Source organism: Xanthobacter sp. (assembly GCF_041911315.1).
GTDB lineage: Bacteria > Pseudomonadota > Alphaproteobacteria > Rhizobiales > Xanthobacteraceae > Xanthobacter > Xanthobacter aminoxidans.
In genome coordinates this window covers 27,381-50,146 of record NZ_JAYRPE010000007.1, presented here as the reverse complement: position 1 = coordinate 50,146, position 22,766 = coordinate 27,381, and the positions used below count along the sequence as shown (strand labels likewise).

Sequence of the window (22,766 nt, the reverse complement as noted above, 5' to 3'; positions counted from 1 at the left end):
CCGCAGCGCGGATCACTTGATCTTGGTCTCGCGGAACTCGACGTGCTTGCGCACCACCGGGTCGTACTTCTTGAGCACGATCTTGTCGGTCTTGGTGCGGGAATTCTTCTTGGTGACGTAGAACACGCCCGTGTCCGCCGAGGACAGGAGCTTGATCTTGATGGTTGCAGCCTTGGCCATGTCTTGATCCCTGGGTGCCGCGTGCGGCGTGCGACCGTCTGGTTTTTGCAAACCGTGAGGTGGCGAAAAGAAGAACGGACGCGCTGCCGGTCTCCGGCGGCTCGTGGGCGCGGAAACTCTCTCAATGCGCCCCTAATGTCAAGGGTGGGCGACCCTTCCGCTGGATCACGCCTCCCTCCGTCCGCGCATCATCAGCCGCACGGCGACGATGGCCGCATAGACGGCGAGCATGGTGGAGATGACGAAGGCGAAGCCATACGGGTTGTAAAGATCCATGCCGGCGCCGGCCAGCGGCGGGCCGGCGATGAGGCCCACGGAATAGAGCATCACGAACGCCGCATTGGCGGCTGCGAGGTCCGCGCCATGGAATCGCTCGCCCAGATGGGCGAGGCCGACCGTGTAGAGCGAGCCCACCACGCCCGTGGCGAGGAAGATCATGGCCAGGAACCACGGGCTCGACACCGGCACGAAGGGCAAAGTGAAGGCGCCCGCTGCACCCGCCAGCGAGCAGCAGAGCAGCAGCACACGCCGGTCCACCTTGTCGCTGATGAGACCGATGGGGATCTGGAAGGCGACGTTGCCCAATACCGCCGCCGTCAGCAGCAGGGCGGCGCTGGTCTCGGCGAGGCCGAGGCGCAGGCCGTAGAGCGGCAGGAAGGTCATCACCGCCGTCTCGATGGCGCCGAACACCAGCGCCGCCAGCACCGCCGAGGGCGAGCGCCGCACGAAGGTGAGCACGCCGTGGTGGCTGTCGTCATGGATGCGGGGGGTGATTCCCCGCGCCAGCAGGATGGGAATGGCGCCCAGCAGCAGCACGACCGCGCCGGCGAGGTAGGGCGCCCAGCCGGAGGCGCCGAGCACGCTGAGCATGGTCGGCCCCAGCGCCGCCCCCAGCGACAGCGCGGTGGCGTAGATGCCCATGATGAGCCCGCGCCGGTTGGGCGGGGCAAGGGCATTGATCCAGAATTCCGAGACCGCGAACAGGATGCACAGCGCCGCGCCGAAGGCGAAGCGCAGCGGGAACCACATGAGGAAGGACGGCGCCGCCTTGAATCCCACGAGGCTCGCCGCGGCGAGCACGATGGCCCCCACCAGCAGCGCGCGCAGCCCGATCTTGCGCACCATGAGCGGCACGAAGGGCGCGGTGAAGATGGTGGCGATGCCGGCCACCGCCGTGTTGATGCCGATCCACTTGCCGGTGACGCCGCGCGATTCCAGCTCCAGCGCCAGCAGGGGAATGGACAGGCTGATGCCGACGCCCACCACCGTGATGGCGGAGATGGCGGCCGCGATGGAGGCCGTCCGGCTCATGTGGCCGAGGGACCCGTGGGGAGCATGCATCGCGTTCGGCTTCAATCCAGGAGGGTGCGGACGAAGCGTCCGCGGACCATGGCGTAGGAGGGCACGGGCAGGCGCGGGCCGAAGCCGGCATCAATGCGGGCGGCCAGTTCCTCGAGCACCACGCGGGTGATGGTGGGAAGCTCCTGCTTCTCCGTCTCCGCGAAGGTCAGCCATGCAAGGTCGATGAGTTCGGACTCCTCGCCCACCAGCCCCTTCACCTCGTCGCAGACGGCCGTGGCGTCGGCGATGAAGAAGCGGGTGTCGAAGCGCCGGGGGCGGCGGGGCGGCGTGATGGCACGGGCGACGAAGGTGAGGGCGCTAAGATCGGGGAACACCCCGCGCTCCTCGAACGCGCGCCAGTCGTCACCGGGGGATTCGGGGGCACCGCACTCCTTGGTGCCGACGAGCAGGCCGGTTTCCTCGTACATCTCGCGGATGGAGGCGGCGGCAAGGCCGCGCGCGCGGCCGAGGCTCGGGCGCTGCACATGGGCCATCAGCCGGCGTTCGCTGTCCGGATCGAGGCAGCCATAGACCGGCATGGCCTTGTCGGACTTCTCCAGCCGGCCGCCGGGAAACACGTAGACGCCCGGCAGGAACTTGAGCTTGGGATGCCGCCGGCCCATCAGCACGCGGGGCTTCTTGCCCTTGCTGTCGAGCAGGATGAGGGTGGCGGCGTCGCGCGGGCGCACGTTGGGAGACGCCTGAAGGCGCTCGGCTTCGGTCAGGCGGGTGGCAAAATCGTTCATGATGCTCAGAGTATCGGACGGACGGCACGGATGACGGGGCGGACGGCACCCTCGGGGGGCGCCTCACGTTCCTCACTGCCGGAATCGAAGCCGTGCATGCGCAGCGCCCATTGCAGGTTCACCAGCATGCCCTTCAGTGGCGGTAGCAGGGCGAGGCAGAGCACCAGCGTCAGCGGCAGCCAGAGGGAGAGGTGCACCCACAGCTCCGGCCGGTACAATTCCTCCACCAGCACCATCAGCGGCACCACGATGTGGCCCACCACGAAGATCACCGCATAGGGCGGCGCGTCGTCGGCGCGGTGGTGGTACAGCTCCTCGCCGCAGGTGGCGCAGAAGGGCGAGACCTTCAGGTAGCTGGAAAACATGCGGCCGGCGCCGCAGGCGGGGCACAGGCCGCGCGCGCCGCGCATCAGGGCGCCGGGTACCTCGCGGCGGGGCGGGGGAAGCTCGAACGCGCCGCCGGGCGCACCCGCGGCCTCGCCGGCCGCCGCCTCTTCGGGCGTCGCCAGCTTCTGGGTCACGGTCATGCCGGTCGGCGTGGTCACGGTCCTGAACCTCTCGGTCGCCCCTGAGGAGCGCGCTTCTCCAACGTTTTATCGGCCGGACGCCTCAGCGCCTGCCGGGTCCCGGCTTGGCCTTGCCGGAGCCGGCCTTTCCGGAACCTGCCTTGCCCGCTTTCGCACGGCCCGGCGCGGATCTTCCCGGCCGGCCCGCGAACCCGGAGGGCGCGCCGCGGCGCTGGGGTCCACCCCCGCGCGGACCCTTTACATAGGAGCCTTCGCTCAGAAGCTCAAACCGCAGTGCTCCGGCCACCGGCGCGGCCTCCACCAGCTTGACCTCCACCCGGTCGCCGATGCGGTGCATCTCGCCGGTACGGTCTCCCACCAGCGCCTGCCGCACTTCGTCGTACCGGTAATAGTCCTGGCCCAGGGTTGAGGCGGGAATGAAGCCGTCCGCCCCGGTGATGTCGAGCGCGACGAAGAGTCCCGCCTTCGTCGCCCCGGTGATGCGGGCATTGAAGGTCGCGCCGATCTGGTCCGCCAGATGATGGGCGATGAGCCGGTCCACCGTCTCCCGCTCCGCGGCCATGGCGCGACGTTCCGTAACGGAAATGGCAGCCGCCACCTCGCCGAGGCTCTCGACGGTCGCGTCTTCCGGCAGCCCGTCCTTGCCCACGCCCAGCGCCCGCACGAGGCCGCGATGGACGATGAGGTCCGCATAGCGCCGGATGGGGGAGGTGAAATGGGCGTAGCGGCGGAGATTCAGGCCGAAATGGCCGTAATTCTCCGAGGCGTACTCCGCCTGGCTCTGGCTGCGCAGGATCACCTGGTTCACCAGCGGGGCGGCATCCGTATCCTTCACCTCTTCCAGGATGCGGTTGAAGTGGGAGGGGCGCACCTGGTCGGTCTTCGGCAGGCCGATGTCCAGCGTCTTCAGGAAGTCGCGCAGGGCCGAGAGCTTGGCCAGCGTCGGGCCGTCATGGACGCGGTAGATGAGGGGCGTCTTCTTCTCCTCCAGCGTCTCGGCGGCGGCGACGTTGGCGAGGATCATGAACTCCTCGATGAGCCGGTGAGCATCGAGGCGCTCGGGTACCACCACCCGGTCCACCGTGCCGTCCGGCTTCAAGATGATCTTGCGCTCGGGAAGGTCGAGATCTAGCGGCTGGCGGGCGTCGCGCGCCTTCTTCACGCAGGCATAGGCCGCATAGAGCGGCTTGAGCACGCCCTCCACCAGCGGATCGGTGATGTCGTCGGTGCGGCCTTCGATGGCGTTCTGCGCCTGCGCATAGGCGAGCTTGCCGGCCGAGCGCATGAGGATGCGGTGGAAGCTGTGGCTGCGCTTGCGCCCATCCGCGCCGATGACCAGCCGCACCGCCAGCGCCGGCCGGTCCTCGCTGGGGCGCAGGGAGCACAGGTCGTTGGAGATGCGCTCCGGCAGCATGGGCACGACGCGATCGGGGAAATAGACCGAATTGCCGCGAATGAGCGCCTCGCGGTCCAGCGCCGTGCCGGGCCGCACATAGGCCGAGACGTCGGCGATGGCGACGGTGACGATATAGCCGCCGTCCTCGTCGGCCGCCGCGTGGACCGCGTCGTCATGGTCCTTGGCGTCGGGCGGATCGATGGTGACGAGGGGCAGATCGCGCCAGTCCTCGCGGCCGCGCACGGTGATCTGCTTCGCTGCCTCGGCCTCCTTCACCACCACGTCCGGGAAGGCGTTGGGGATGCCGTGGGCGTGGATGGCGATGAGGCTGACCGCCTTCTCGGAGTTCAGCGAGCCGAGCTTTTCCTTCACCCGCGCGGTGGGCAGGCCGAACACGCGCTGGCGCATCAATTCGACGGTGACGAGATCGCCGTCCTGCGCCTCATGCTCGGCGCCGGGGGGCACCTGAAGCTCGCGGCCGAGCTGCTTCTTGTCGATGGGGATGATGCGCCCGCCGCCGCCCTGCGGGGCCGCGCGGAAGATGCCCATGGTCTGCTTGCGGGCCTTCTCCAGCACCTTGATGACGCGGCCCACATGGGGGACCGCATGCTCGATGGAGCCTTCCACGATGCGCAGCAGCACCCGGTCCGCAAGTCCCGGCGCGGGGCCGGAGGCGCGGCGCGGCACCTGGACGAGGATGGGCGGCGCCTCGCCCTGGGCCTCCGAGTCCCATTCCACCGGAATAGCCACCAGCTCGCCGTCGCCGTCGCGGGAGACGATATCCGCCAGCACCACCGCCGGCAGCGCGCCGGGCACATGCAGGCGCCTGCGCTCGCGGCTCACCGTGCCTTCTTCCGAGAGGTCGCGCAGAAGCTGCTTCAGTTCCACTTTCTGCGCCGGCGAGAGGCCGAAGGCGCGGGCGATCTCGCGTTTGCCTACCTCGCCGTTCTGGGACGCGATGAAGGCCAGCACCTGCGCCTTGGTCGGCATCTCGCCGGTGGCCAGCGGCGCAACGGCAAGCGCCGCCGCCTCATGGGCGGCCGCCGCCTGCTTGCGCGCGGCACGGGATTTCGTCGCGCGCAGCGGCTTTTCCGCGCGCGATGTCTTGTCTGCGCGCGATATCCTGGCGGCGTGGCCGTCCTTGCTGGAATGGCGGGTGGGCGGCTTGGTGGGGCGCTTCGGCAATGGGTCTTTCCGGTTTCATCCGGACGCTACCCGGAACACGCCCCGGCCGCCAGTGGTGGGTTTCCGTGGGGCTGCGGCCCCCGGGCCTCCAGCACTCCGTTCCCCGGACAAGCGACGGCGCAGCCGGAGCGGGAGAGGGGGCTTGGCCGGTTCGGGAGGAGGTCGGGGCGAGATGCGGAAGGGTTCCCTTGAGTACCGGCTGGGTCTAGAACGGCATGTGTCCCGCGCGATGCCGCTTTCCCCCGTAAGAAGTGCCCCATGAACCCCGGCCTCCTGCCCGCGGTCGCACTTGCGCGCCTTCTGGCCTGGCTCGGCCGGCGGAGCGCGCCGGCGGTGGCGGTGAGCGTGTTCATCGGGCTGGCCGTGCCGCCCTTCGCGGCGCTGGCGAAGCCGCTGGTGGTGCCCACCATCCTCGCGCTGCTGGTTCTGGCCTTCGTGCGCACCTCCATGGCCGGGGCCTTCACCGCGCGTCGTGCAGGCATCGCAGTGCTGGCCTGCGCCTGGGTCATGCTGGTGCTGCCGCTGGCGATGGGGCTGGTGACGCGGCTTCTGGGCGAGCCCAACGCCATCGTTCTCGCCCTCATTATGCAGGCCTCGGCCCCGCCCATCATGTCGGCCCCCGCCTTCGCGGCGCTGCTCGGCCTCGATGCCCGGCTGGTGCTCGTGACCATGCTGGGCGGCATGGCGCTGACGCCGCTCACCGCGCCGGGGCTGGTGTTCCACTTCTCCGGCGGCGCGTTGGCGCTCGATCCGCTGGCGCTGGCGCTGCGGCTCGCGGCGGTGGTGGGCGGGACGATGGGGGCCGGCCTTCTCATCCGCCGGCTCTTGGGCCTGAAGCGCGTGGAAGCCATTTCCGCCCATCTCGACGGGCTGAACGTGGTGCTGCTCGGCCTGCTTGCCGTCGGGCTGATGGACGGCGTGACCCACGCATTCCTCGACCAGCCCGGCTTCATGGCGGGGCTGGTGACGCTGGCTTTCTGCGTCTCGCTGATGGGCTTCGGCGCGACGGCGCTCGTCTTCCGCGCCGTCGATCCGGGCGATGCGATGATGCTCGGCTTCTGCGGCGGCCATCGCAACATGGCGGTGGTGATCGCCGCCACCGGCGCTGTCCTGCCGCACGAGACTTGACTTTACGTTGCGGCAGCGCAATTCCCCATCTACCTCCTGCCGGTGGTGATGCTGCCGCTGGCGCGGCGTGTGAGCGCCGCCGGCCGCCGCAAGGCGTGACCCGCGCGGCTACCCCCCGCCGCCGTCATCTGCTAGACGAGCCGCCTGCCTGACATTTTGACGAGCACCGCCCCATGATCCCGCGTTACAGCCGGCCGGAAATGGCCTCCATCTGGTCCCCCGAGGCCCGCTTCCGCATCTGGTTCGAGATCGAGGCCCATGCCGCTGACGCCATGGCCGAGCTTGGCATCGTCCCGAAGGAGGCCGCGGCCAAGATCTGGGAGCTGGGCGGCAAGGCCGAGTTCGACGTGGAGCGCATCGACGCCATCGAGCGCGAGGTGAAGCACGACGTCATCGCCTTCCTCACCCACCTCGCCGAGTTCGTGGGGCCGGAAGCGCGCTTCGTCCATCAGGGCATGACCTCGTCCGACGTGCTGGACACCTGCCTCGCCGTGCAACTCGCGCGCGCCGCCGACCTGCTGATCGCCGACGTGGACAAGCTGCTGGTGGTGCTGGAGCGCCGGGCGTTCGAGTTCAAGCTCACCCCCACGGTGGGCCGCTCCCACGGCATCCATGCCGAGCCGACCACCTTCGGCGTGAAGCTCGCCATCGCCGCGGCCGAGTTCCAGCGCTCGCGCGCCCGCCTCGTGGCGGCGCGGGAGGAGATCGCTACCTGCGCCATCTCCGGCGCGGTGGGCACCTTCGCCCATATCGACCCGGCGGTTGAGGCCCATGTGGCGGAAAAGATGGGGCTGAAGGTGGAGACCGTCTCCACCCAGGTCATCCCGCGCGACCGGCACGCCATGTTCTTCGCCGTGCTCGGCGTGGTCGCCTCCTCCGTGGAGAGGCTCGCCACCGAGGTGCGGCATCTCCAGCGCACCGAGGTGCTGGAGGCGGAGGAGTATTTCTCCCCCGAGCAGAAGGGCTCCTCGGCCATGCCCCACAAGCGCAACCCGGTGCTGACCGAGAACCTCACCGGTCTTGCCCGCATGGTGCGCGCCTATGTGACCCCGGCGCTGGAGAATGTGGCCCTGTGGCACGAGCGGGACATCTCCCACTCCTCCGTCGAGCGCATGATCGGCCCCGATTCCACCGTGACACTGGACTTCGCCTTGTCGCGCCTCACCGGCGTGATGGACAAGCTGGTCGTCCATACCGACAACATGCAGAAGAACATGGACAAGCTGGGTGGCCTCATCCACTCCCAGCGCGTGCTCCTCGCCCTCACCCAGAAGGGCGCCAGCCGCGAGGACAGCTACCGCCTCGTGCAGCGCAACGCCATGCGCGTCTGGCGCGGCGAGGGCGACTTCCGCACCTTCCTTCTGGAAGACGCGGACGTGCGCAAGTACCTGTCCGAGGAGGACATCAACGAGAAGTTCGACCTCGGCTACCACTTCAAGAACGTGGACAACATCTTCAAGCGGGTGTTCGGGAGGGCTTGAGGGAGCGCGCGCCCCGGACAAGCGACGGCATAGCCGGAGCGCTGATCCGGGGCCCAGCGCAAGGGTCCGCCGAAGGCGCTTCCTCGCCCCAGTGCTCTCGGAAATTGTCCGCTTCGCGGAAGTGCTTGCGCTGGCTCCCGGCTCTCCTTCCGCTGTCGCTCCAGTCGGCCGGGATGCGAGATTGGCTCCTACGCGAGCGGGGGCGCGGGAAGAAGAACCGCCGTCATGGCCGGGCTTGTCCCGGAAGTCGGCTGTTGCCGACTTCCGTCCCCAAGAACGAAACCCGCAAACATGCGGGTTTCGGCCATCCACGTGGAGCGGCTGGGAAAAGTTCTGCGGCCGGGAGCGCCATCGGCCCGACGTGGATACCCGGGACAAGCCCGGGCATGACGGCGTTAAGGCGGAGAGAGACGCGCCTTCGCCCGAGAGGGCGGCGGAAAGCGCCCGACACACCCCCTACCAGTCCGCCCCGCCGGCCCCCAGCCGCTGCACCGGGAGCCCCTCACCCTCCAGCGCCTTCTGGATCAGCTCCGCGTGCGCCTGGTCGCGCGTCTCCACCGTGAGGTCGAGGCGGGTGCCCTTGGCGGGGACGTCGAGGAAGGTGCGGCGGTGGTGCACTTCCAGGATGTTGGCGCCGAGCTTGCCGAGCAAAGTGGCGATGCGCCCCAGCATGCCCGGCCGGTCGAGAATGGTGAGGCGGAAGGAGACGATGCGCTCTTCCCGCTCCAGCTCGCGCAGCAGGATGCCGGCGATCATGCGCGGGTCGATGTTGCCGCCGGAGACGACGAGCCCCACCGTCTTGCCCCGGAAGCGCTCCGGCTCGGCGATGAGGGCGGCGAGGCCCGCCGCGCCGGCGCCCTCGGCCAGTGTCTTCTGGTGCATGAGGAAGGCGTTCACCGCCCGCTCCAGCGCGGTTTCGTCCACCAGCACCACATGGGGCACGAGGCGCCGCACGATCTGCGCGGTGATCTCCCCCACATTGCGCACGGCGATGCCCTCGGCCAGCGTGGGGCCGCCACAGGGGCGGGCCTCGCCGGTCATGGCGGTCCACATGGCGGGATAGAGCTGGGTCTCGACGCCCACCACCTGCGTGGCGGGAGAGCGGCCGGCGAAGGCCACGGCCATGCCGGCGATGAGCCCGCCGCCGCCGATGGGCACGAGCACGGCGTCGAAGGCCGGCCCGTCCTCGATCATCTCCAGCGCCACCGAGCCCTGGCCGGCGATCACGTCCACATCGTCATAGGGGTGGACGAAGACGCGGCCCTGCGCCTTGGAGATGCGCTCGGCCTCCTCATAGGCGTCGGCCACCGTCTCGCCGAACAGCACCACCTCGGCGCCGAAGGCCTCGGTGGCGGCCACCTTCACCTGCGGCGTCGTCTCCGGCATCACGATGAGGGTGGAGATGCCGAGCCTTGTGCCGTGATAGGCCACCGCCTGCGCATGGTTGCCGGCCGACATGGCGACGGCGCCGCGTCGCGCCTCGTCCGGCGTGAGGCGCGAGAGCTTCACCAGGGCGCCGCGCTCCTTGAAGGAGGCGGTGGCCTGAAGGTTCTCGTACTTCACATAGACCTCGGCGCCGGTGAAGGCGGAGAGGCGCGGGGCGCGCAGGGTCGGCGTGCGCAGCACGGAGGCGCGGACCAGCGGCCACGCGCCCTCCACGTCCGCCAGCGTGACGGGCAGATCCTTTTCCCGGTCGATTTCCAGCGCCGTCGCGGGCACGGTCATAAGTCTTCTCCCGCGAGGGGCCTCAGCCCCGTTCGGCCAGAGCCTGCGCCACGCGCGGCGCGAAATAGGTGAGGATGCCGTCGGCGCCGGCGCGCTTGAAGGCGAGCAGGCTCTCCGGGACGATGCGGTCGCCGTCCACCCAGCCGTTGCGGATGGCGCCCTCGATCATCGCGTACTCGCCGGACACCTGATAGGCGAAGGTCGGCAGGCCGAAGGTCTCCTTCAGACGCCACACGATGTCGAGATAGGGCAGGCCGGGCTTCACCATCAGCATGTCCGCGCCTTCCTCGACATCGAGGGCCGCCTCGCGGATGGCTTCCAGCCCGTTGCCGGGGTCCATCTGGTAGGTGCGCTTGTCGCCCGAGAGGGTCTTGGCGGTGCCGATGGCGTCGCGGAACGGGCCGTAGAAGGCGGAAGCGTACTTCGCCGCATAGGACATGATCTGCACGTCCTCGAAGCCGTTGGCGTCGAGCCCGGCGCGGATGGCGCCGACGCGGCCGTCCATCATGTCCGAGGGGGCGATCACGTCCGCCCCGGCCTCGGCCTGCACCAGCGCCTGACGGACGAGGAGTTCCACCGTCTCGTCATTAAGAATGCGGCCATCCTCCAGCAGGCCGTCATGGCCATGGCTGGTGAAGGGGTCGAGGGCCACGTCGGTGATGAGGCCGAGGTTGGGGATCTCGGCCTTGATGGCGCGCAGGGTCTGGCAGACGAGGTTGTTGTCGTTCAGCGCCTCGCTGCCGGTGGGGTCGCGGCGGGAGGGATCGATATAGGGGAAAATGGCGAGGGCCGGGATCTTCAGCTTGGCCGCCATCTCGGCCGCGCGCACCGCTTCGTCCACCGTCAGGCGCTCGACGCCGGGCATGGAGGGAATGGGGGTGCGGGTGGCCTGGCCGTTCATCACGAAGATCGGCCAGATCAAATCGTCGACCGTCAGCGTCGCCTCGCGCACCAGCCGGCGCGCCCAGTCCGTCTTCCGGTTCCGCCGGGGGCGGTGGACGAGGCCGAGCCGGCTGGCGGTGGCCTCGGCTTCGGAAACGGCATGCAGGCGGGGCTGGGAGAGGGGCATGATGCGCTCGTTCTTCGTTCGCCCGCGAACGGGCACCGAGCGGACCTTATAGACCCCCGGCCTGCCGCCCGCGAGTGGCGCGCGGCAGAGGGTCACGGCAAGTTCAGCGTGTGCGCCGCCGCACGGCCCAAGGTGCGCCCGCGCACAACCACGGTGCGCCGGCCCGCGTTGACGCTCCCTCCGGCCGCGTCTAACCCTGCCGGCGGGCGTTCGCCGCTCAGCGGCGGCAAGGGAGGGATGGAATGACCACGGAGCCTGAAGTCCTGCTCGAGGTGAAGGGCGAAGCCGGTGTCATCACACTCAACCGTCCGAAGGCGCTCAATGCGCTGAACCTCTCCATGGTGCGCGAGATTCTGCCGCGCCTGCGGCAATGGGCGCAGGACCCGGCCGTCACCCGCGTGGTCATCAAGGCGGCGGGTGAGAAGGCCTTCTGCGCCGGCGGCGACGTGCGCACGCTCTATGACCTCGGCCGCGCCGGCAACACCGCCGAATCGCTCGCCTTCTGGCGCGAGGAATATGTCCTCAACGACTATATCGGCAGCTTCCCCAAGCCCTATGTGGCGCTCATCGACGGCATCTGCATGGGCGGCGGCTTCGGCCTCTCGGCCCATGGCGCGCATCGCGTGGCGGGCGACAAGTATCTCTTCGCCATGCCGGAGGTGAACATCGGCCTGTTTCCGGATGTGGGCGGCACCCATGTGCTGCCGCGCCTGCCCGGCGCCTTCGGCGTGTTCCTGGCGCTGACCGGCACACGCATCCGCGCCGCCGAGGCCTTCGCCTGCGGTCTTGCGACGGACGTGGTGCCGAGCGCCGCCTTCCCGGCGCTGGAAGAGGCCCTGTGCGCGGGCGGCGACGTGGAGCGCATCATCTCCGATCACCGCATCGAGCCCGGTCCCGGCGCGTTCGCCGACCGCGCGGACTTCATCGCCGACGCCTTCGGGCGGGGCCATCTCGCCGGCATCCTCGGCGCGCTGCAGGCGGCGGCGGAAGGCGAGGGACCCCATGCAGCCTTCGCCACCACGCTCCTCACCGACATCGCCGGCAAGTCGCCCACCAGCCTCTCCATCACCATGGAGCAGATGCGGCGCGGGCCGGCGCTTGACCTAGGGCAATGTCTGAAGCTGGAGTTCCGGGTGGTGAACCGCGTCGCGGCGGGGCATGATTTCTACGAAGGGGTGCGCGCGGTTCTCGTCGATCGCGACAACGCGCCCCAATGGCAGCCGGCGACCCTCGCGGAGGTGGACCCGGCCGTCATCGCGGCGCATTTCGATCCCATACCCGACGAACTGGAACTTCTGGCCCCCGGCACATGAGTCATTACGATCCCATCGACGCCAGCGCCCGCGCCCAATGGGAAAATCTCTCGCCCTGGCGGCGGCGGCTGTTCCTGTTCCTGCGCGGCGTCGCGGCCTTCCTGCTGCTGGAAGGCATCATCCACTGGGCGGTGATCCTCGGCATCGGCGACGGGCCGGCGAGCCGCTTCGAGGCCATGCCCATGGCGGCGCAGGCGGCGGTGATCTGGGCGGCGATCATCGATCCCATCGCCGGCGTCGGGCTGTGGCTGCGGGCCGGCTGGGCGATCGTGCTCTGGCTGCTGGCGACGCTGACGCAGGTGGTGCTCGGCATCTGGGCGCCGGCGGGCATGACGCGGCTGATGCTGTTCACGCTGGTGGAGCTGGCGCTGGTGGTGGCCTATGCCGTTCTCTCCATCCGCGCCGCGCGGGAGAGCGACCAGGACTGAGCGTCCGGACCTGACGCATTTCCTTCACGCAAACGGTATTCCTTGCGCCGGCAAATGCTGTGACGGAGGCGGGAATGGACGAAGCGCTCTGGACCGAGATGGATGGCTTCATCGTCGAGAAGCTGCTGCCGGCGGACCCGGTGCTCGACGCCGTGCAGGCCGCGTCGGAGGCCGCCGGCCTTCCCGCCATCAGCGTCTCGGCGGCGCAGGGGCAGATGCTCCACATCTTCGCCCGCATGATGGGCGCGAAACGCATCCTCGAAATCGGCACGCTGGGGGGCTACAGCACGCTCTTCCTCGCCCGCGCGTTGCCTGAGGGCGGCACGGTGGTGACGCTGGAGGCGGACGTCCACCATGCCGAGGTCGCCCGCGCCAATTTCGCCCGCGCGGGACTGTCTGACCGCATCGACCTGCGGGTCGCCCCAGCTATCGAGACGCTGCCGGTGCTGGAGGCGCAAGGGGCGGGGCCGTTCGACCTCATCTTCATCGACGCCGACAAGCCGAGCAATCCCGCCTATCTCGACTGGGCTCTGCGCCTGTCGCGGCCGGGCACGCTCATCGTCTGCGACAACGTGGTGCGGGAGGGGCGGGTGCTCGATGCGGACAGCACCGACGCCTCGGTCATCGGCATCCGCCGCACCTACGAGATCGCGGGCGCGGAGCCGCGCCTCACCGCCACGGCGGTGCAGACCGTCGGTGCCAAGGGCTATGATGGGTTTGCGTTGCTGCTGGTGGAGTGAGGGCGGGAGGCCCGATCCACGAGGGCTGGGGCATCGGGTACGAGCGCCGGGCGAAGGCGCGTCTCTCTCCGCATCAACCGCCGTCATGCCCGGCCTTGTGCCGGGCATCCACGTCGTGCCGATGGCGAGATACTCGCAGGAGACGTGCCCGGCCTTGCCACGTGGATGGCCGGGACAAGCCCGGCCATGACAATGGTGATTGTGGCGACGCCGTTCCGCGCCTTCGATCAGCCGGTCAGGACCAGCTGCCGAGATACGCCAGCGTTGCGATGACGAGGATGATCGCCACGATGATCCAGTGGCGGGCGGCGAATTTGTGCAGGATCATGGGGCTCGTCAGTCGTCGTTGGAGGCGTTGAGGTCCAGGGCGCGGATGCCTTCGTCCCTGGGGACGATCTGCACGCCCATGCTGCCGCCGTTCAGGAAGGCGATGCCTTCGGCCTCCAGCGTGGCGCACAGGCGGGTGCGCGTGGAGGAGAGGGCTTCCAGCGTGACGGCATCCTGCTCCACCACTTTCACGGTGTCGGCGGTCACGCCGGTGCGCTCGGCCAGATCCTTGCGCGACCAGCCGAGCAGGGCGCGGCCGGCCTTGATCTGGCGGCCGTTGACCATGGAATGCGGCACGAAATCCTCCCGTCGTTGGGACCGGAAGATGGCACGCCGCCCCGCCCGCCACAATGCACGGGCGCCGGCAGGCTTAACGCGGGGGCCTCAGAACTTCTCCACCCAGGGCCGCAGGTCCAGCTCACAGGTCCAGGCCGAGCGGTGCTGGCGGTGGACGGCAAGATAGGTCTCGGCGATGGCGTCGGGATCGAGCCACTTGTCCGCCGGCCCAGGCTCCCCCGCCGTCGCCCAGGACGAGGCGATGCCGCCGTCGAGGATGAAGTGGGCCACATGGATGCCGCGCGGCCCGAGTTCGCGGGCGAGGCCCTGGGCCAGCGCGCGCAAGGCGAACTTGGCCATGGAGAAGGGCACCGAATGGGGCATGGCCTTCACGCTGGCGGTGGCGCCGGTGAAGAAGAGCGAGCCCTTGCCCCGCGCCAGCATCCGCCGCGCCGCCGCCTGCGCGGTGAGGAAGCCGGCGAAGGCGCCGACGGAATAGGCGTCCATCACGTCGGCCGGGTCCAGCACTTCCACCGGGCCGCGATAGCGCATGGCGGCATTGAACACCACGAGGTCGGGCGGTCCGAAGGCTTTTTCCACCTCGGCGAACACGCCCTCGACGGCGGCCGCATCCTGGGCATCGGCCGCCCAGGCGCGGGCGCCGGTCTCGGCGATGAGGGGGGCGAGCTTCTCCACGTCGCGCGCCACGAGGGCGATGCGGAAGCCCTCGCGGGCGAGGCGGCGGGCGAGGGAGGCGGACAGCCCCTTGCCTGCGCCGACGATGATGGCGGTCTGGGCGGCGGTCTCATCTGTCACGGGTCGAACTCCGGCTTCGGCCGCACCCCGGCAATGCACCCGGCGCGGCGCCTCGACTGATTATTGGGGCGGGCTGCGGCGCTCTCAGGGCGCGGCGAACAGGGGCTCTATGCCTTCCGTGTCGATATAGACGACGCCATCTTCCACCTTCACCGGATATTCCGCGAGCGCGCTTTCCTGCGGCTCGACGGGGGCGCCGGAATTCAGGTCCCAGGTCCAGTGATGGAGGGGGCAGGTGAGGACGGTGCCGTCGAACTCGGCCTCGTTGAGCGGCGTGTTCGAATGGGGACAGACGCCCTGGAAGGCGCGGATCTCCCCATTGTCGGGCCAGGCGAGGACGATGAGGTGGCTGTCGGCGATCACCAGCCGCATGCCGCCTTCGGCAACTGTTTCCGCTTTGCAGACGCGCGTGAACATCTTCAAAAACTCGATCGGCTAAGAATGAGCGGATCATCGCGCGTTGCGCTGCAAGAGGAAAGAGCCAACCGCGCGGCCGCCTCTGCCGCGGTGCGAAAGCGGCATGGCCAAAGCGCGCGAAATCTGTGAAGCTGTAGGTGCTTATTCATCGGGAGCGTTTTGCTCCGTTCGCGTGCCTGTCTCCTTTCGCCTGCCCCTTTGCCTTTCACCTTTGCCTCTGGACGTTCTTTCATGATCCTGCCCGAAAACAGCCGGCTGAAGCCGTTCCTCCTCCAGCGCCGCGATCAGCTCGCCAAGGCCAAGGCCCGCCGCTCGCTGGGCCAGATCCAGGGCAAGGTGGGCGAGATGCCCATGACGCGCGGCTTCCACGGCGCGCTGGCCGCCGCCTTCCGGGCCACCGGCAAGCCGGGCATCATCTGCGAATTGAAGGGCGGATCACCGTTCGAGCCGGCGCTGAAGACCATGGTGCCCTACAAGGCGCTGGCCGAGGATTTCGAGGCGGTGGGCGCGGCGGCCCTCTCGGTGGCGGTGGAGCGGCAGTCCTTCCGCGGTTCCTATTCGGACCTCGCCACCGTGCGCGGTGCGGTGGACCTCACCATCCTCGCGCAGGATATCATCTACGACGTCTACCAGATCCTGGAGGCGCGCCTCGCCGGGGCGGATGCGGTGGTGCTGTCGGCGGCGCTGCTCGGGCCGGATCTTGCCGCCTATCGCGAGCGCGCATCCTCCATCGCTCTTGACGTGCTGGTTCAGGTGCATACCCCGCAGGACGTGGAGACGGCGCTGGCGGCGGGGGCGGATTTCATCTGCGTCACCAACCGCAACATCCACACCTTCGAACTCGTGCCCGGCACCTGCGAGGCGCTGCTGCCGCTCATTCCGCCGGAGAAGGCGTTCGTGGTGGCAGAAGGTGGCCTCGGTACCGCCGAGGATCGCGCGCGGCTGGGGGCGGCCGGCGCCAAGGCACTCCTCATGGGCACCTCCCTGATGGGGGATGAAGACCCCGCCGGGGTGCTGGAAAAGGTGCTCGGCATCGAGACCGTGGGCTGACGGACGCCTCCCCGCCATCTGGCCCGCTTCCTGCTTGGGAGAGACCGGCGCGCGCTCCGGGCGACGGCGGCAGCGCGGCGCCGCAGCACGTCGGCAGCGGCTTGCGCGTGGTCTTTCAAGGACTTGCGCCGGACGCGCGGACGTGCCCCCGGAACAGGACAGGAGGCTCGGCGTGCCGCTCTACAATTTCCATTGTCCCGATTGCGACAAGGAGTTCGAACTCCTCATCTCGTCGTCCGACACGCCCGTCTGCCCCTCGTGCGGCAGCACCCGCGCCGAGCAGATGGTGTCGCGCATCGCGCCCGACCAGAAGCTGAAGGCGGTGGCCAAGGCGTGGCGCGCGCAAGCGACGAAGGAAGGCCACACCAGCAATTTCAGCGGCGGCGGTCCCAAGCGCTGACGCCGGAGGTCGGAAGGTCGGGCAGGCGATCCCGAAGAGGCGGCCGGGGCACGGTAAATGCTTCAGGCTTCTCCATCTGGATCGTTGGCCGAAACCCGCCGGGATCGAGGGCGGCCGCAAGGCGGTCCATGCTCTCGCCCCGGGTGCCCCCTATGACCCAGCAGCCTTCCGCCCAGAAGTTCGCCGCAGCGCCGTTCGCGCTCACCCTCGATAGCGACGGGGATTACGTCTCGCCGGCCCATCTGCGGACGCCGTTCCGTTCCTTCCTCGTGAGCTGCGATCGTAGCGTCTACTGGCTCCGCATGCCGGGCGGCGCCGGAAAGACCCAGTTGGTGCGCGGCATCATCGCGCGCCGGATGGGCAAGGACGGCAGCGCGGAGGGGATCGACAGCGCCATCTCCAGCGGTGCCCGCGCCATCGCGGCCGGCCTCACGGCACAGGCGAGTCCCGCCGCGCTCGTGGAGGCCCTGAAGGCGGCCTTCGAGGCCGAGCACGGCCTGCCCGCGCCCGAGGCTTCGGGCGCATCGGAAAGCCCGGAGGCGTTTGCCGGCTGGCTCGCCGCCCTTGCCGTCGTCGCGGCAGGGCAGGGGGCGAAGCGTCTCGTTGTGTGCATCGACGGGATCGAGGCGGCGGACGACCTCACCCTCTCCCTCCTGCCGGCCGCTGCGGCGCTGCCGGGGGGCGTCGTCCTTCTGCTCACGTCCCGCCCCGCCGCGGACTGGCCGGCGGAGCCCTTCGCAGCCGCCGCGGAGCGGTTCGCTCCGGGGCCGGGGGTGGTCATCCATGAGATCGGCCTCGCCGATGCCGAATACGTGGGCTGGTTGCGCCGTCTGTTCGTGGAGCGGCTCCGGCCGCTGCTGCGGAGCCGGGCGAATGCGCTGCTGCTGTCGTTGATGGAAACCCGCGCGAGCTACGAGCGCGGCGGCCGCGATGCGCGCCTCACGGCCGATCCCGTGCTGCGCGACGGATTGAAAGACGACTGGAAGAAGCTGACCAACAAGTTCCCGCGCTATTCCGGCCAGCAGCTTCCCGTGGAGCCGCTAGCGCCGGTGCTCGATACGTTCGACAGGCTCTGGGTGGACACTCTCGCCAGGAGCGAAGGCCGCGCCGACCGCTTCTTCCTCATGGTGCGCCATCTCGCGGCGGGTGGCCTCACCGTGGAAGCGGTGTCGGACCTGCCCGAAGGGGAGGCGCTGGACGCCCGCCTTGCCGCCCTCGGCTGACCGCGCGGCAGACGCCGCCGGGGCGGGAAGCTGGTCCGGGCCGTTGTCACAAAACTGTAAAGACAGGGTGGGAAGAGGAGCCGGATAACCCGGAACCGCATTGGTTCCGGGTGCACGGCCCAGCGAACCACGGCGGACCGCCATGAAACTCGACTCCACTCCGCTCGATTCCGGGCAGATCCTCGTTTCCCTCGCCGGCCGCATGGACATCGCCGGCGCCGCGGAAATCGAGAACACCTTCAGCGCCCTGGTGAGCCACGCCCATGTGGCCCTGGTGGACATGGCGGGCGTGACCTTCCTCGCCTCCATCGGCATCCGGCTGATCCTCGCCAACGCCAAGTCGCTGCACAAGCGCGGCGGCACGCTGGTGCTGTTCAACTGCGATCCGCAGGTGGAGCGCGTGCTGCTCACGACAGGTGTCAACGAACTCACCGAGATCGTCGCCACCCGCGCCGATGCCGACCGCTTCCTGGTGCCCGCGGCCGGCTGAGCGCCGCCGGGGCTTAACCTTGGGGAATACTTCGCCGCCCGGCTGAGACATCATCAGCCGGGCGGCCTTGCTTTGTGCCGCCCGTGCCCGGTGCGTGCAGTGCAAGGTGCTGCACTGCAAGGTGAATGCCTGAGGGGCAAGGCCGTCCCGCCGGTTGGGGGGCGGCAGTATTCGTGGCGCCGCAACGGAATGACGTCCCCCTGGTTGAGCCCTGATGGTTGCTCGCTCGCCGGTCGGCTGCGCAGATTGGAGAAGGTCGAAACGACCTTGCGCAAGGTGCAAATCTATCGGACATAGAGATAAATCCGGCAGACACCGCCGCATTTTCTGCCGAGCGGCGCCATCTGCGGCTCTGCGGTGGAGCAACATTTCTGGACCGCGTTCCAGGGAGGCATCGCCATTTCTCGCCCGTCCGGCCGTCACGTCCACCGTTCGCTCCTGGCCGGGCTCGGCGCGCTCGCGCTCCTGGTGGCCGGGCTCGTGGGCGTCTTCGTCTATGCCGGCATGAAGCAGGACGAGAAGGCGGGGATGCGCGAGCGGCTTGCGCTGCTCGCCGCGCTCCACGCCCACGAGGAACTCATCCAGCAGGCCATGGCGACCTCGGAGGACGAGCGGCAGGTGCTCGGCCAGCTCGCCAGCGGCGACATCGCGCGCCTGCACGAGCGCTTCGGGCGGCGGCTGAACGACGGGTTCGGGCTGGAGTTCGTCTACATCATCGATGCCAAGGGGAACCTGCTCTATTCGTCCGAGAACGGGAAGACGGGGGAGCAGAAGGCCTTTGCGTGGATTCGCCCGGCCATCACGCGGGCGCTGGCGGAGGGCCGCGCCGGCCGCGCCGGCCTCGTCGCCAGCAAGGACGGCGCGGGCATCCTCGTGGTGCGCCCCTTCTCGGAGCGTGCGGACGACATCCAGGCCCCGCAGCCGCTGGCGGCGGTGACGGTGGACCTGCTGGACGATTCGCTGCTGCAAAGCCTCGCCGCGCCCGCCCACCTGCACGACGTGCAGCTGCGCACCGGCCGTACCGCCACCAACCATCCCGACCGCGTCGGCACGGCGGTCCCCAATCTCTTCGACGGCACCGAGGCGGAACTGGCCTGGCGCGGCGCACAGCCCGGCCGCAGCCTGCTGCGCAATGCCCTGCCGGCGCTCGCGGTGCTCACCACGCTGCTCTCCGTAACCTTCCTCGTCATGATGTTCCGCGCGCTGCGGGTCGCCGCGGCGCTGGCCGCGAGCGAGGCGCAGGCCCGCGAGATGGCTTCCCGCGACTACCTCACCGGCCTCTTCAATCGCGGCTATTTCATCGAGGCGCTGGAATCCGCCCTTGCCGGCCGCGCTCCTGATGCGCGGCTGGTGCTGCTGTTCATCGACCTCGACGACTTCAAGCTCATCAACGACACCGCCGGCCACGGCGCCGGCGACCTGCTGCTGAAGGCGGTGGCGACCCGCGTTGCCCTGACCATCGGCGATCGCGGCGTGGTGGGGCGGTTCGGCGGGGATGAGTTCGTCGCGTTCTTTCCGGCCGCGAACGCGGGCGAGATCGACGTGCTGCTCGATCGCCTTCAGGCGGCGCTGAGGCCTCCGGTGCCGGACGGAGCCGGCGAACTGCGCGTCTCCGCCTCCATCGGCGTCGCCGAGGCGCCACAGGATGCCGCCACGGCCAGCGATCTCATGCGCCGGGCGGACATCGCCCTCTATCGGGCGAAGGACAGCGGCGGCGATACCCTCTGCCGCTTCGAGACCCAGCTCGAGAGCGAGCGCAACGCCCGCCGCGAGATCGAGACCGCCCTCGGCGGGGCGCTGGAGCGGGGCGAGCTGGTCATCACCTACCAGCCGCAGGTGGACGTGGCGAGCGGGCGCGTGGTCGGCTTCGAGACCCTGCTGCGGTGGGACCACCCCAAGCTCGGCCGCCTGCTGCCGGCCCAGTTCATCGCCATGGCCGAGGAGATGCACATCATCGGCGGGCTCGACCTGTATGGCCTGCGCCGCGCCTGCATGGAGGCCGCGGCGCTGCCGGGCATGTCCATCTCGGTCAACATCGCGCCCTCCACCATGCGGTCGGCGGATTTCGCCCAGCAGATCGGCGCCATCCTCAAGGAGACGGGCTTCGATCCCGCACGGCTGGAGATCGAGGTGCCGGAAACCATCGTGCTCAACAGCTCGGCGGAGCTGAGCCGCACGTTCGAGGCGCTGCGGGAGCAGGGGGTCGGCGTCGCGCTCGACGATTACGGCACCGGCTATGCCTCCCTGCACCATGTGAGCCGCTTCCCCGTCACCCGCATCAAGATCGACCGCTCCTTCATGGTGAAGGCCTGCAGCGATCCGGACGTCGCAGCGGTGATCGAGCACAAGCTCAAGCTCGCCCAGTCGCTGCGCATCAACGTGACGGCGGAAGGGGTGGAGACGCGGGAGCAACTGCGCTTCCTGCGCGAGATCGGCATGCCGACCGCGCAAGGCTACCTGTTCGCCCCGCCGCTGCCCATTGCCGCCGCCATCGACATGCTGCGCCGGCAGGATGAGGCGCTGCCGGACGGGATGTTGCGGGCCAAGGCGGGCGGCGCGGGGTAGGCCGAGCCTTTCCGTCAGATAAGACAATTTTCTTTACAAGAAACATATGCGCGCTGTAAGCACCACAGCTGCGGCGTTCCGGCATGCTTTTGCTCTTGCCTCAGCCGCCCCGCCTGCCGACAAGGACGGGGAATTGCCGAACAGCGAGCGGAGCCGCGCCGCCCAGCGCCGGGCTCCCGATGATTTCTGGGGGTGCTTCGTGATCGAGACCAAACCCATCGACGGCAAGGCCTTCGCGGCCGGCCTGCGCGCCCGCATCGCCGAGGAGGTTGCCGGCCTCAAGGCCAGCGCCGGCCTCACCCCCGGCCTCGCCGTGGTTCTGGTGGGCGAGGACCCCGCCAGCCAGGTCTATGTGCGCAACAAGGCGGCCCAGACGGCCGAGGCCGGCATGGCCTCCTTCGAGTACAAGCTCGCCGCCGACACCCCGGAGGCGGACGTTCTCGCCCTTGTGGCGAAGCTGAACGCCGATCCTGCCGTGCACGGCATCCTCGTCCAGCTGCCGCTGCCGGCGCAGATCGACGCCAACAAGGTCATCGCCGCCATCGATCCCGCCAAGGATGTAGACGGCTTCCATGTGGTGAATGCCGGCCGCCTCGCGGTGGGCCTCGACGCGCTGGTGCCGTGCACGCCGCTCGGCTGCATCATGCTGCTCAAGCACCACCTCGGCAGCCTGTCCGGCCTCAAGGCGGTGGTGGTCGGCCGCTCGAATATCGTCGGCAAGCCGGCGGCGCAGCTGCTGCTGAAGGAAGACTGCACCGTCACCATCGCCCATTCGCGCACCCGCGACCTGCCGGGCGAATGCCGCACGGCGGACATCCTGGTGGCGGCGGTGGGCCGGCCGGAAATGGTGCGGGGCGACTGGATCAAGCCCGGCGCCACGGTGATTGACGTGGGCATCAACCGGGTGCCGAAGGACGACGGCAAGACCCGCCTCGTGGGCGACGTGGCCTATGCGGAAGCGCAGGGCATCGCCGGCCTCATCACCCCGGTTCCCGGCGGCGTCGGGCCCATGACCATCGCCTGCCTGCTGCAGAACACGCTGACGGCGGCCAAGCGGCAGAAGGGCCTCGCCTGAGACTCGCAAGCAAAAGCGCCGGCGGCGTCGTGCCGCCGGCTTTTTGGCCGTGCAAGGGGATTTAGAGCAGCCCGAAGGCCAAGGCGGCCAGTGCAGCGAGCGGCGGAAGCCATGCGAGCGCAACGCCCACATCGGGCCGGCCGCGCCGCCAGAACCAGAGACCGAGCGCAGGCGGAATGACGAAGGTCGCCACCGCGCCGGCCCATCCCATCACGGCGTGAATCTCGCCGCGCGCGCCTTCCGGCCCGCCGAAGACGAAGCCGGAAATGGCGATGAGCAGGATGACGACGCCGGCATCTGCCAGCAGTCCGAAGGCCATGGCGAACTTGAGCCCCCAGCCCGCCGCTTGCGGCGGCGGGAGCGGAGTGGGCGGCAAGGCCGCCTCAGGTGCCGATGGCGGTGCGCTCACGCGGCCAGAATCAGCCGATGGCGCGGTCGCGGATGGCGACGCCCTTCTCTTCCAGCAGGGGGATCAGCTCGCCCGACTGGAACATCTCGCGGACGATGTCGCAGCCGCCCACGAACTCGCCCTTGATGTAGAGCTGGGGAATGGTCGGCCAGTTGGCGTAGTCCTTGATGCCCTGGCGGATCATGTCGTTCTCAAGCACGTTCACGCCCTTGAAGGGGACGCCCACGTGGTCGAGAATCTGCACCACCTGGCCGGAGAAGCCGCACTGCGGGAACTGCGGCGTGCCCTTCATGAACAGCACCACATCGCCGGACTTCACGATGGCGTCGATATCGTCACGAATGCCCATGGTCTCAAATCCAATGTCTGCGGCCAGAACAGCGGCCTTCCGCCCATAAAGATCGGCCCAAGCGGCCCAAAGCGCAAGGGCACCGGGGGCGACACGCTTGCACAGGCGCG

General features: G+C 69.3%; 23 protein-coding genes. 11 read left to right on the top strand and 12 right to left on the bottom strand.

Annotated elements, in window-relative coordinates; all coding sequences use genetic code 11:
• Positions 1-12: 12 nt before the first annotated feature.
• From rpmG to rnr, 5 genes are all read right to left on the bottom strand, one after another.
• The gene (gene rpmG / locus ACE3QW_RS03380) at positions 13-180 is read right to left on the bottom strand and encodes a 50S ribosomal protein L33 (RefSeq protein WP_012115832.1); all 168 of its coding nucleotides are present in this window, start codon (positions 178-180) and stop codon (positions 13-15) included.
• Between the two features lie 165 nt (positions 181-345).
• Positions 346-1,521 (bottom strand): MFS transporter, encoded by a 1,176-nt coding sequence (locus tag ACE3QW_RS03375; RefSeq protein WP_029558734.1) that lies wholly within the window; start codon positions 1,519-1,521, stop codon positions 346-348.
• Positions 1,522-1,532: 11 nt separating this feature from the next.
• Positions 1,533-2,267, bottom strand: a complete 735-nt coding sequence (locus ACE3QW_RS03370) for an NUDIX hydrolase (protein ID WP_374250428.1) — start codon at positions 2,265-2,267, stop codon at positions 1,533-1,535.
• Between the two features lie 5 nt (positions 2,268-2,272).
• Entirely contained in the window at positions 2,273-2,812 is a 540-nt protein-coding gene (locus ACE3QW_RS03365; RefSeq protein ID WP_024278789.1) for a DUF983 domain-containing protein, read from the bottom strand.
• 64 nt (positions 2,813-2,876) lie between these two features.
• Entirely contained in the window at positions 2,877-5,180 is a 2,304-nt protein-coding gene (gene rnr, locus ACE3QW_RS03360; RefSeq protein WP_374250437.1) for a ribonuclease R, read from the bottom strand.
• A 453-nt stretch (positions 5,181-5,633) separates the two neighbouring features.
• On the opposite strand from rnr, the gene ACE3QW_RS03355 reads away from it, so the two are divergent.
• The gene (locus ACE3QW_RS03355) at positions 5,634-6,503 is read left to right on the top strand and encodes a Na+-dependent transporter (protein ID WP_374250427.1); all 870 of its coding nucleotides are present in this window, start codon (positions 5,634-5,636) and stop codon (positions 6,501-6,503) included.
• A gap of 173 nt (positions 6,504-6,676) precedes the next feature.
• On the top strand, positions 6,677-7,984 hold the full coding sequence (purB, locus tag ACE3QW_RS03350) for an adenylosuccinate lyase (RefSeq protein ID WP_374250426.1): 1,308 nt from the start codon (positions 6,677-6,679) through the stop codon (positions 7,982-7,984).
• A gap of 456 nt (positions 7,985-8,440) precedes the next feature.
• Here purB and ACE3QW_RS03345 read toward each other — a convergent pair whose 3' ends face one another.
• Both ACE3QW_RS03345 and hemB read right to left on the bottom strand, forming a co-directional pair.
• Complete coding sequence (locus tag ACE3QW_RS03345; RefSeq protein ID WP_374250424.1) at positions 8,441-9,709, bottom strand: threonine ammonia-lyase; 1,269 nt, start codon at positions 9,707-9,709, stop codon at positions 8,441-8,443.
• A 22-nt stretch (positions 9,710-9,731) separates the two neighbouring features.
• Positions 9,732-10,778: a porphobilinogen synthase gene (gene hemB / locus ACE3QW_RS03340; RefSeq protein WP_024278794.1), complete on the bottom strand. Its 1,047-nt coding sequence runs from the start codon at positions 10,776-10,778 to the stop codon at positions 9,732-9,734.
• 242 nt (positions 10,779-11,020) lie between these two features.
• Between hemB and ACE3QW_RS03335 the strand changes: the two genes are divergently transcribed.
• The 3 genes from ACE3QW_RS03335 (at position 11,021) to ACE3QW_RS03325 (ending at position 13,259) form a co-directional block, all read left to right on the top strand.
• Complete coding sequence (locus ACE3QW_RS03335; protein ID WP_374250423.1) at positions 11,021-12,091, top strand: enoyl-CoA hydratase/isomerase family protein; 1,071 nt, start codon at positions 11,021-11,023, stop codon at positions 12,089-12,091.
• A complete protein-coding gene (locus tag ACE3QW_RS03330) occupies positions 12,088-12,519 on the top strand; it encodes a DUF6163 family protein (RefSeq protein WP_024278796.1) in 432 nt (143 codons plus the stop codon). Before ACE3QW_RS03335 ends, ACE3QW_RS03330 begins: the two co-directional genes overlap by 4 nt.
• A 74-nt stretch (positions 12,520-12,593) precedes the next feature.
• Positions 12,594-13,259, top strand: coding sequence for an O-methyltransferase (locus ACE3QW_RS03325; protein ID WP_374250422.1), 666 nt, complete (start codon positions 12,594-12,596; stop codon positions 13,257-13,259).
• Between the two features lie 336 nt (positions 13,260-13,595).
• Here the strand turns inward: ACE3QW_RS03325 and ACE3QW_RS03320 are convergent, their stop codons facing one another.
• From ACE3QW_RS03320 to ACE3QW_RS03310, 3 genes are all read right to left on the bottom strand, one after another.
• Positions 13,596-13,883 (bottom strand): multiprotein-bridging factor 1 family protein, encoded by a 288-nt coding sequence (locus tag ACE3QW_RS03320; protein WP_374250421.1) that lies wholly within the window; start codon positions 13,881-13,883, stop codon positions 13,596-13,598.
• Between the two features lie 87 nt (positions 13,884-13,970).
• Positions 13,971-14,678 (bottom strand): SDR family NAD(P)-dependent oxidoreductase, encoded by a 708-nt coding sequence (locus tag ACE3QW_RS03315; protein ID WP_374250420.1) that lies wholly within the window; start codon positions 14,676-14,678, stop codon positions 13,971-13,973.
• Positions 14,679-14,762: 84 nt separating this feature from the next.
• Positions 14,763-15,095 carry a Rieske 2Fe-2S domain-containing protein gene (locus tag ACE3QW_RS03310; protein ID WP_024278800.1) on the bottom strand — a complete coding sequence of 111 codons (333 nt, stop codon included), beginning with the start codon at positions 15,093-15,095 and terminating at the stop codon, positions 14,763-14,765.
• A gap of 231 nt (positions 15,096-15,326) precedes the next feature.
• Here ACE3QW_RS03310 and ACE3QW_RS03305 point away from each other — a divergent pair, with 231 nt between their 5' ends.
• From ACE3QW_RS03305 to folD, 6 genes are all read left to right on the top strand, one after another.
• A complete protein-coding gene (locus tag ACE3QW_RS03305) occupies positions 15,327-16,145 on the top strand; it encodes an indole-3-glycerol-phosphate synthase (RefSeq protein WP_374250419.1) in 819 nt (272 codons plus the stop codon).
• Between the two features lie 142 nt (positions 16,146-16,287).
• Positions 16,288-16,545: a zinc ribbon domain-containing protein gene (locus ACE3QW_RS03300; protein ID WP_374250418.1), complete on the top strand. Its 258-nt coding sequence runs from the start codon at positions 16,288-16,290 to the stop codon at positions 16,543-16,545.
• Between the two features lie 152 nt (positions 16,546-16,697).
• Positions 16,698-17,768: a hypothetical protein gene (locus tag ACE3QW_RS03295; protein WP_374250417.1), complete on the top strand. Its 1,071-nt coding sequence runs from the start codon at positions 16,698-16,700 to the stop codon at positions 17,766-17,768.
• A gap of 142 nt (positions 17,769-17,910) precedes the next feature.
• On the top strand, positions 17,911-18,258 hold the full coding sequence (locus tag ACE3QW_RS03290) for an STAS domain-containing protein (RefSeq protein ID WP_250165733.1): 348 nt from the start codon (positions 17,911-17,913) through the stop codon (positions 18,256-18,258).
• A gap of 357 nt (positions 18,259-18,615) precedes the next feature.
• Positions 18,616-20,823 carry a putative bifunctional diguanylate cyclase/phosphodiesterase gene (locus ACE3QW_RS03285; RefSeq protein WP_374250416.1) on the top strand — a complete coding sequence of 736 codons (2,208 nt, stop codon included), beginning with the start codon at positions 18,616-18,618 and terminating at the stop codon, positions 20,821-20,823.
• Between the two features lie 202 nt (positions 20,824-21,025).
• Entirely contained in the window at positions 21,026-21,898 is an 873-nt protein-coding gene (gene folD / locus ACE3QW_RS03280; protein ID WP_374250436.1) for a bifunctional methylenetetrahydrofolate dehydrogenase/methenyltetrahydrofolate cyclohydrolase FolD, read from the top strand.
• A 61-nt stretch (positions 21,899-21,959) separates the two neighbouring features.
• Here the strand turns inward: folD and ACE3QW_RS03275 are convergent, their stop codons facing one another.
• On the bottom strand, positions 21,960-22,274 hold the full coding sequence (locus tag ACE3QW_RS03275) for a hypothetical protein (RefSeq protein ID WP_374250415.1): 315 nt from the start codon (positions 22,272-22,274) through the stop codon (positions 21,960-21,962).
• Positions 22,275-22,317: 43 nt separating this feature from the next.
• Positions 22,318-22,656 (bottom strand): Grx4 family monothiol glutaredoxin, encoded by a 339-nt coding sequence (gene grxD, locus ACE3QW_RS03270; protein ID WP_024278808.1) that lies wholly within the window; start codon positions 22,654-22,656, stop codon positions 22,318-22,320.
• Positions 22,657-22,766: the final 110 nt, after the last annotated feature.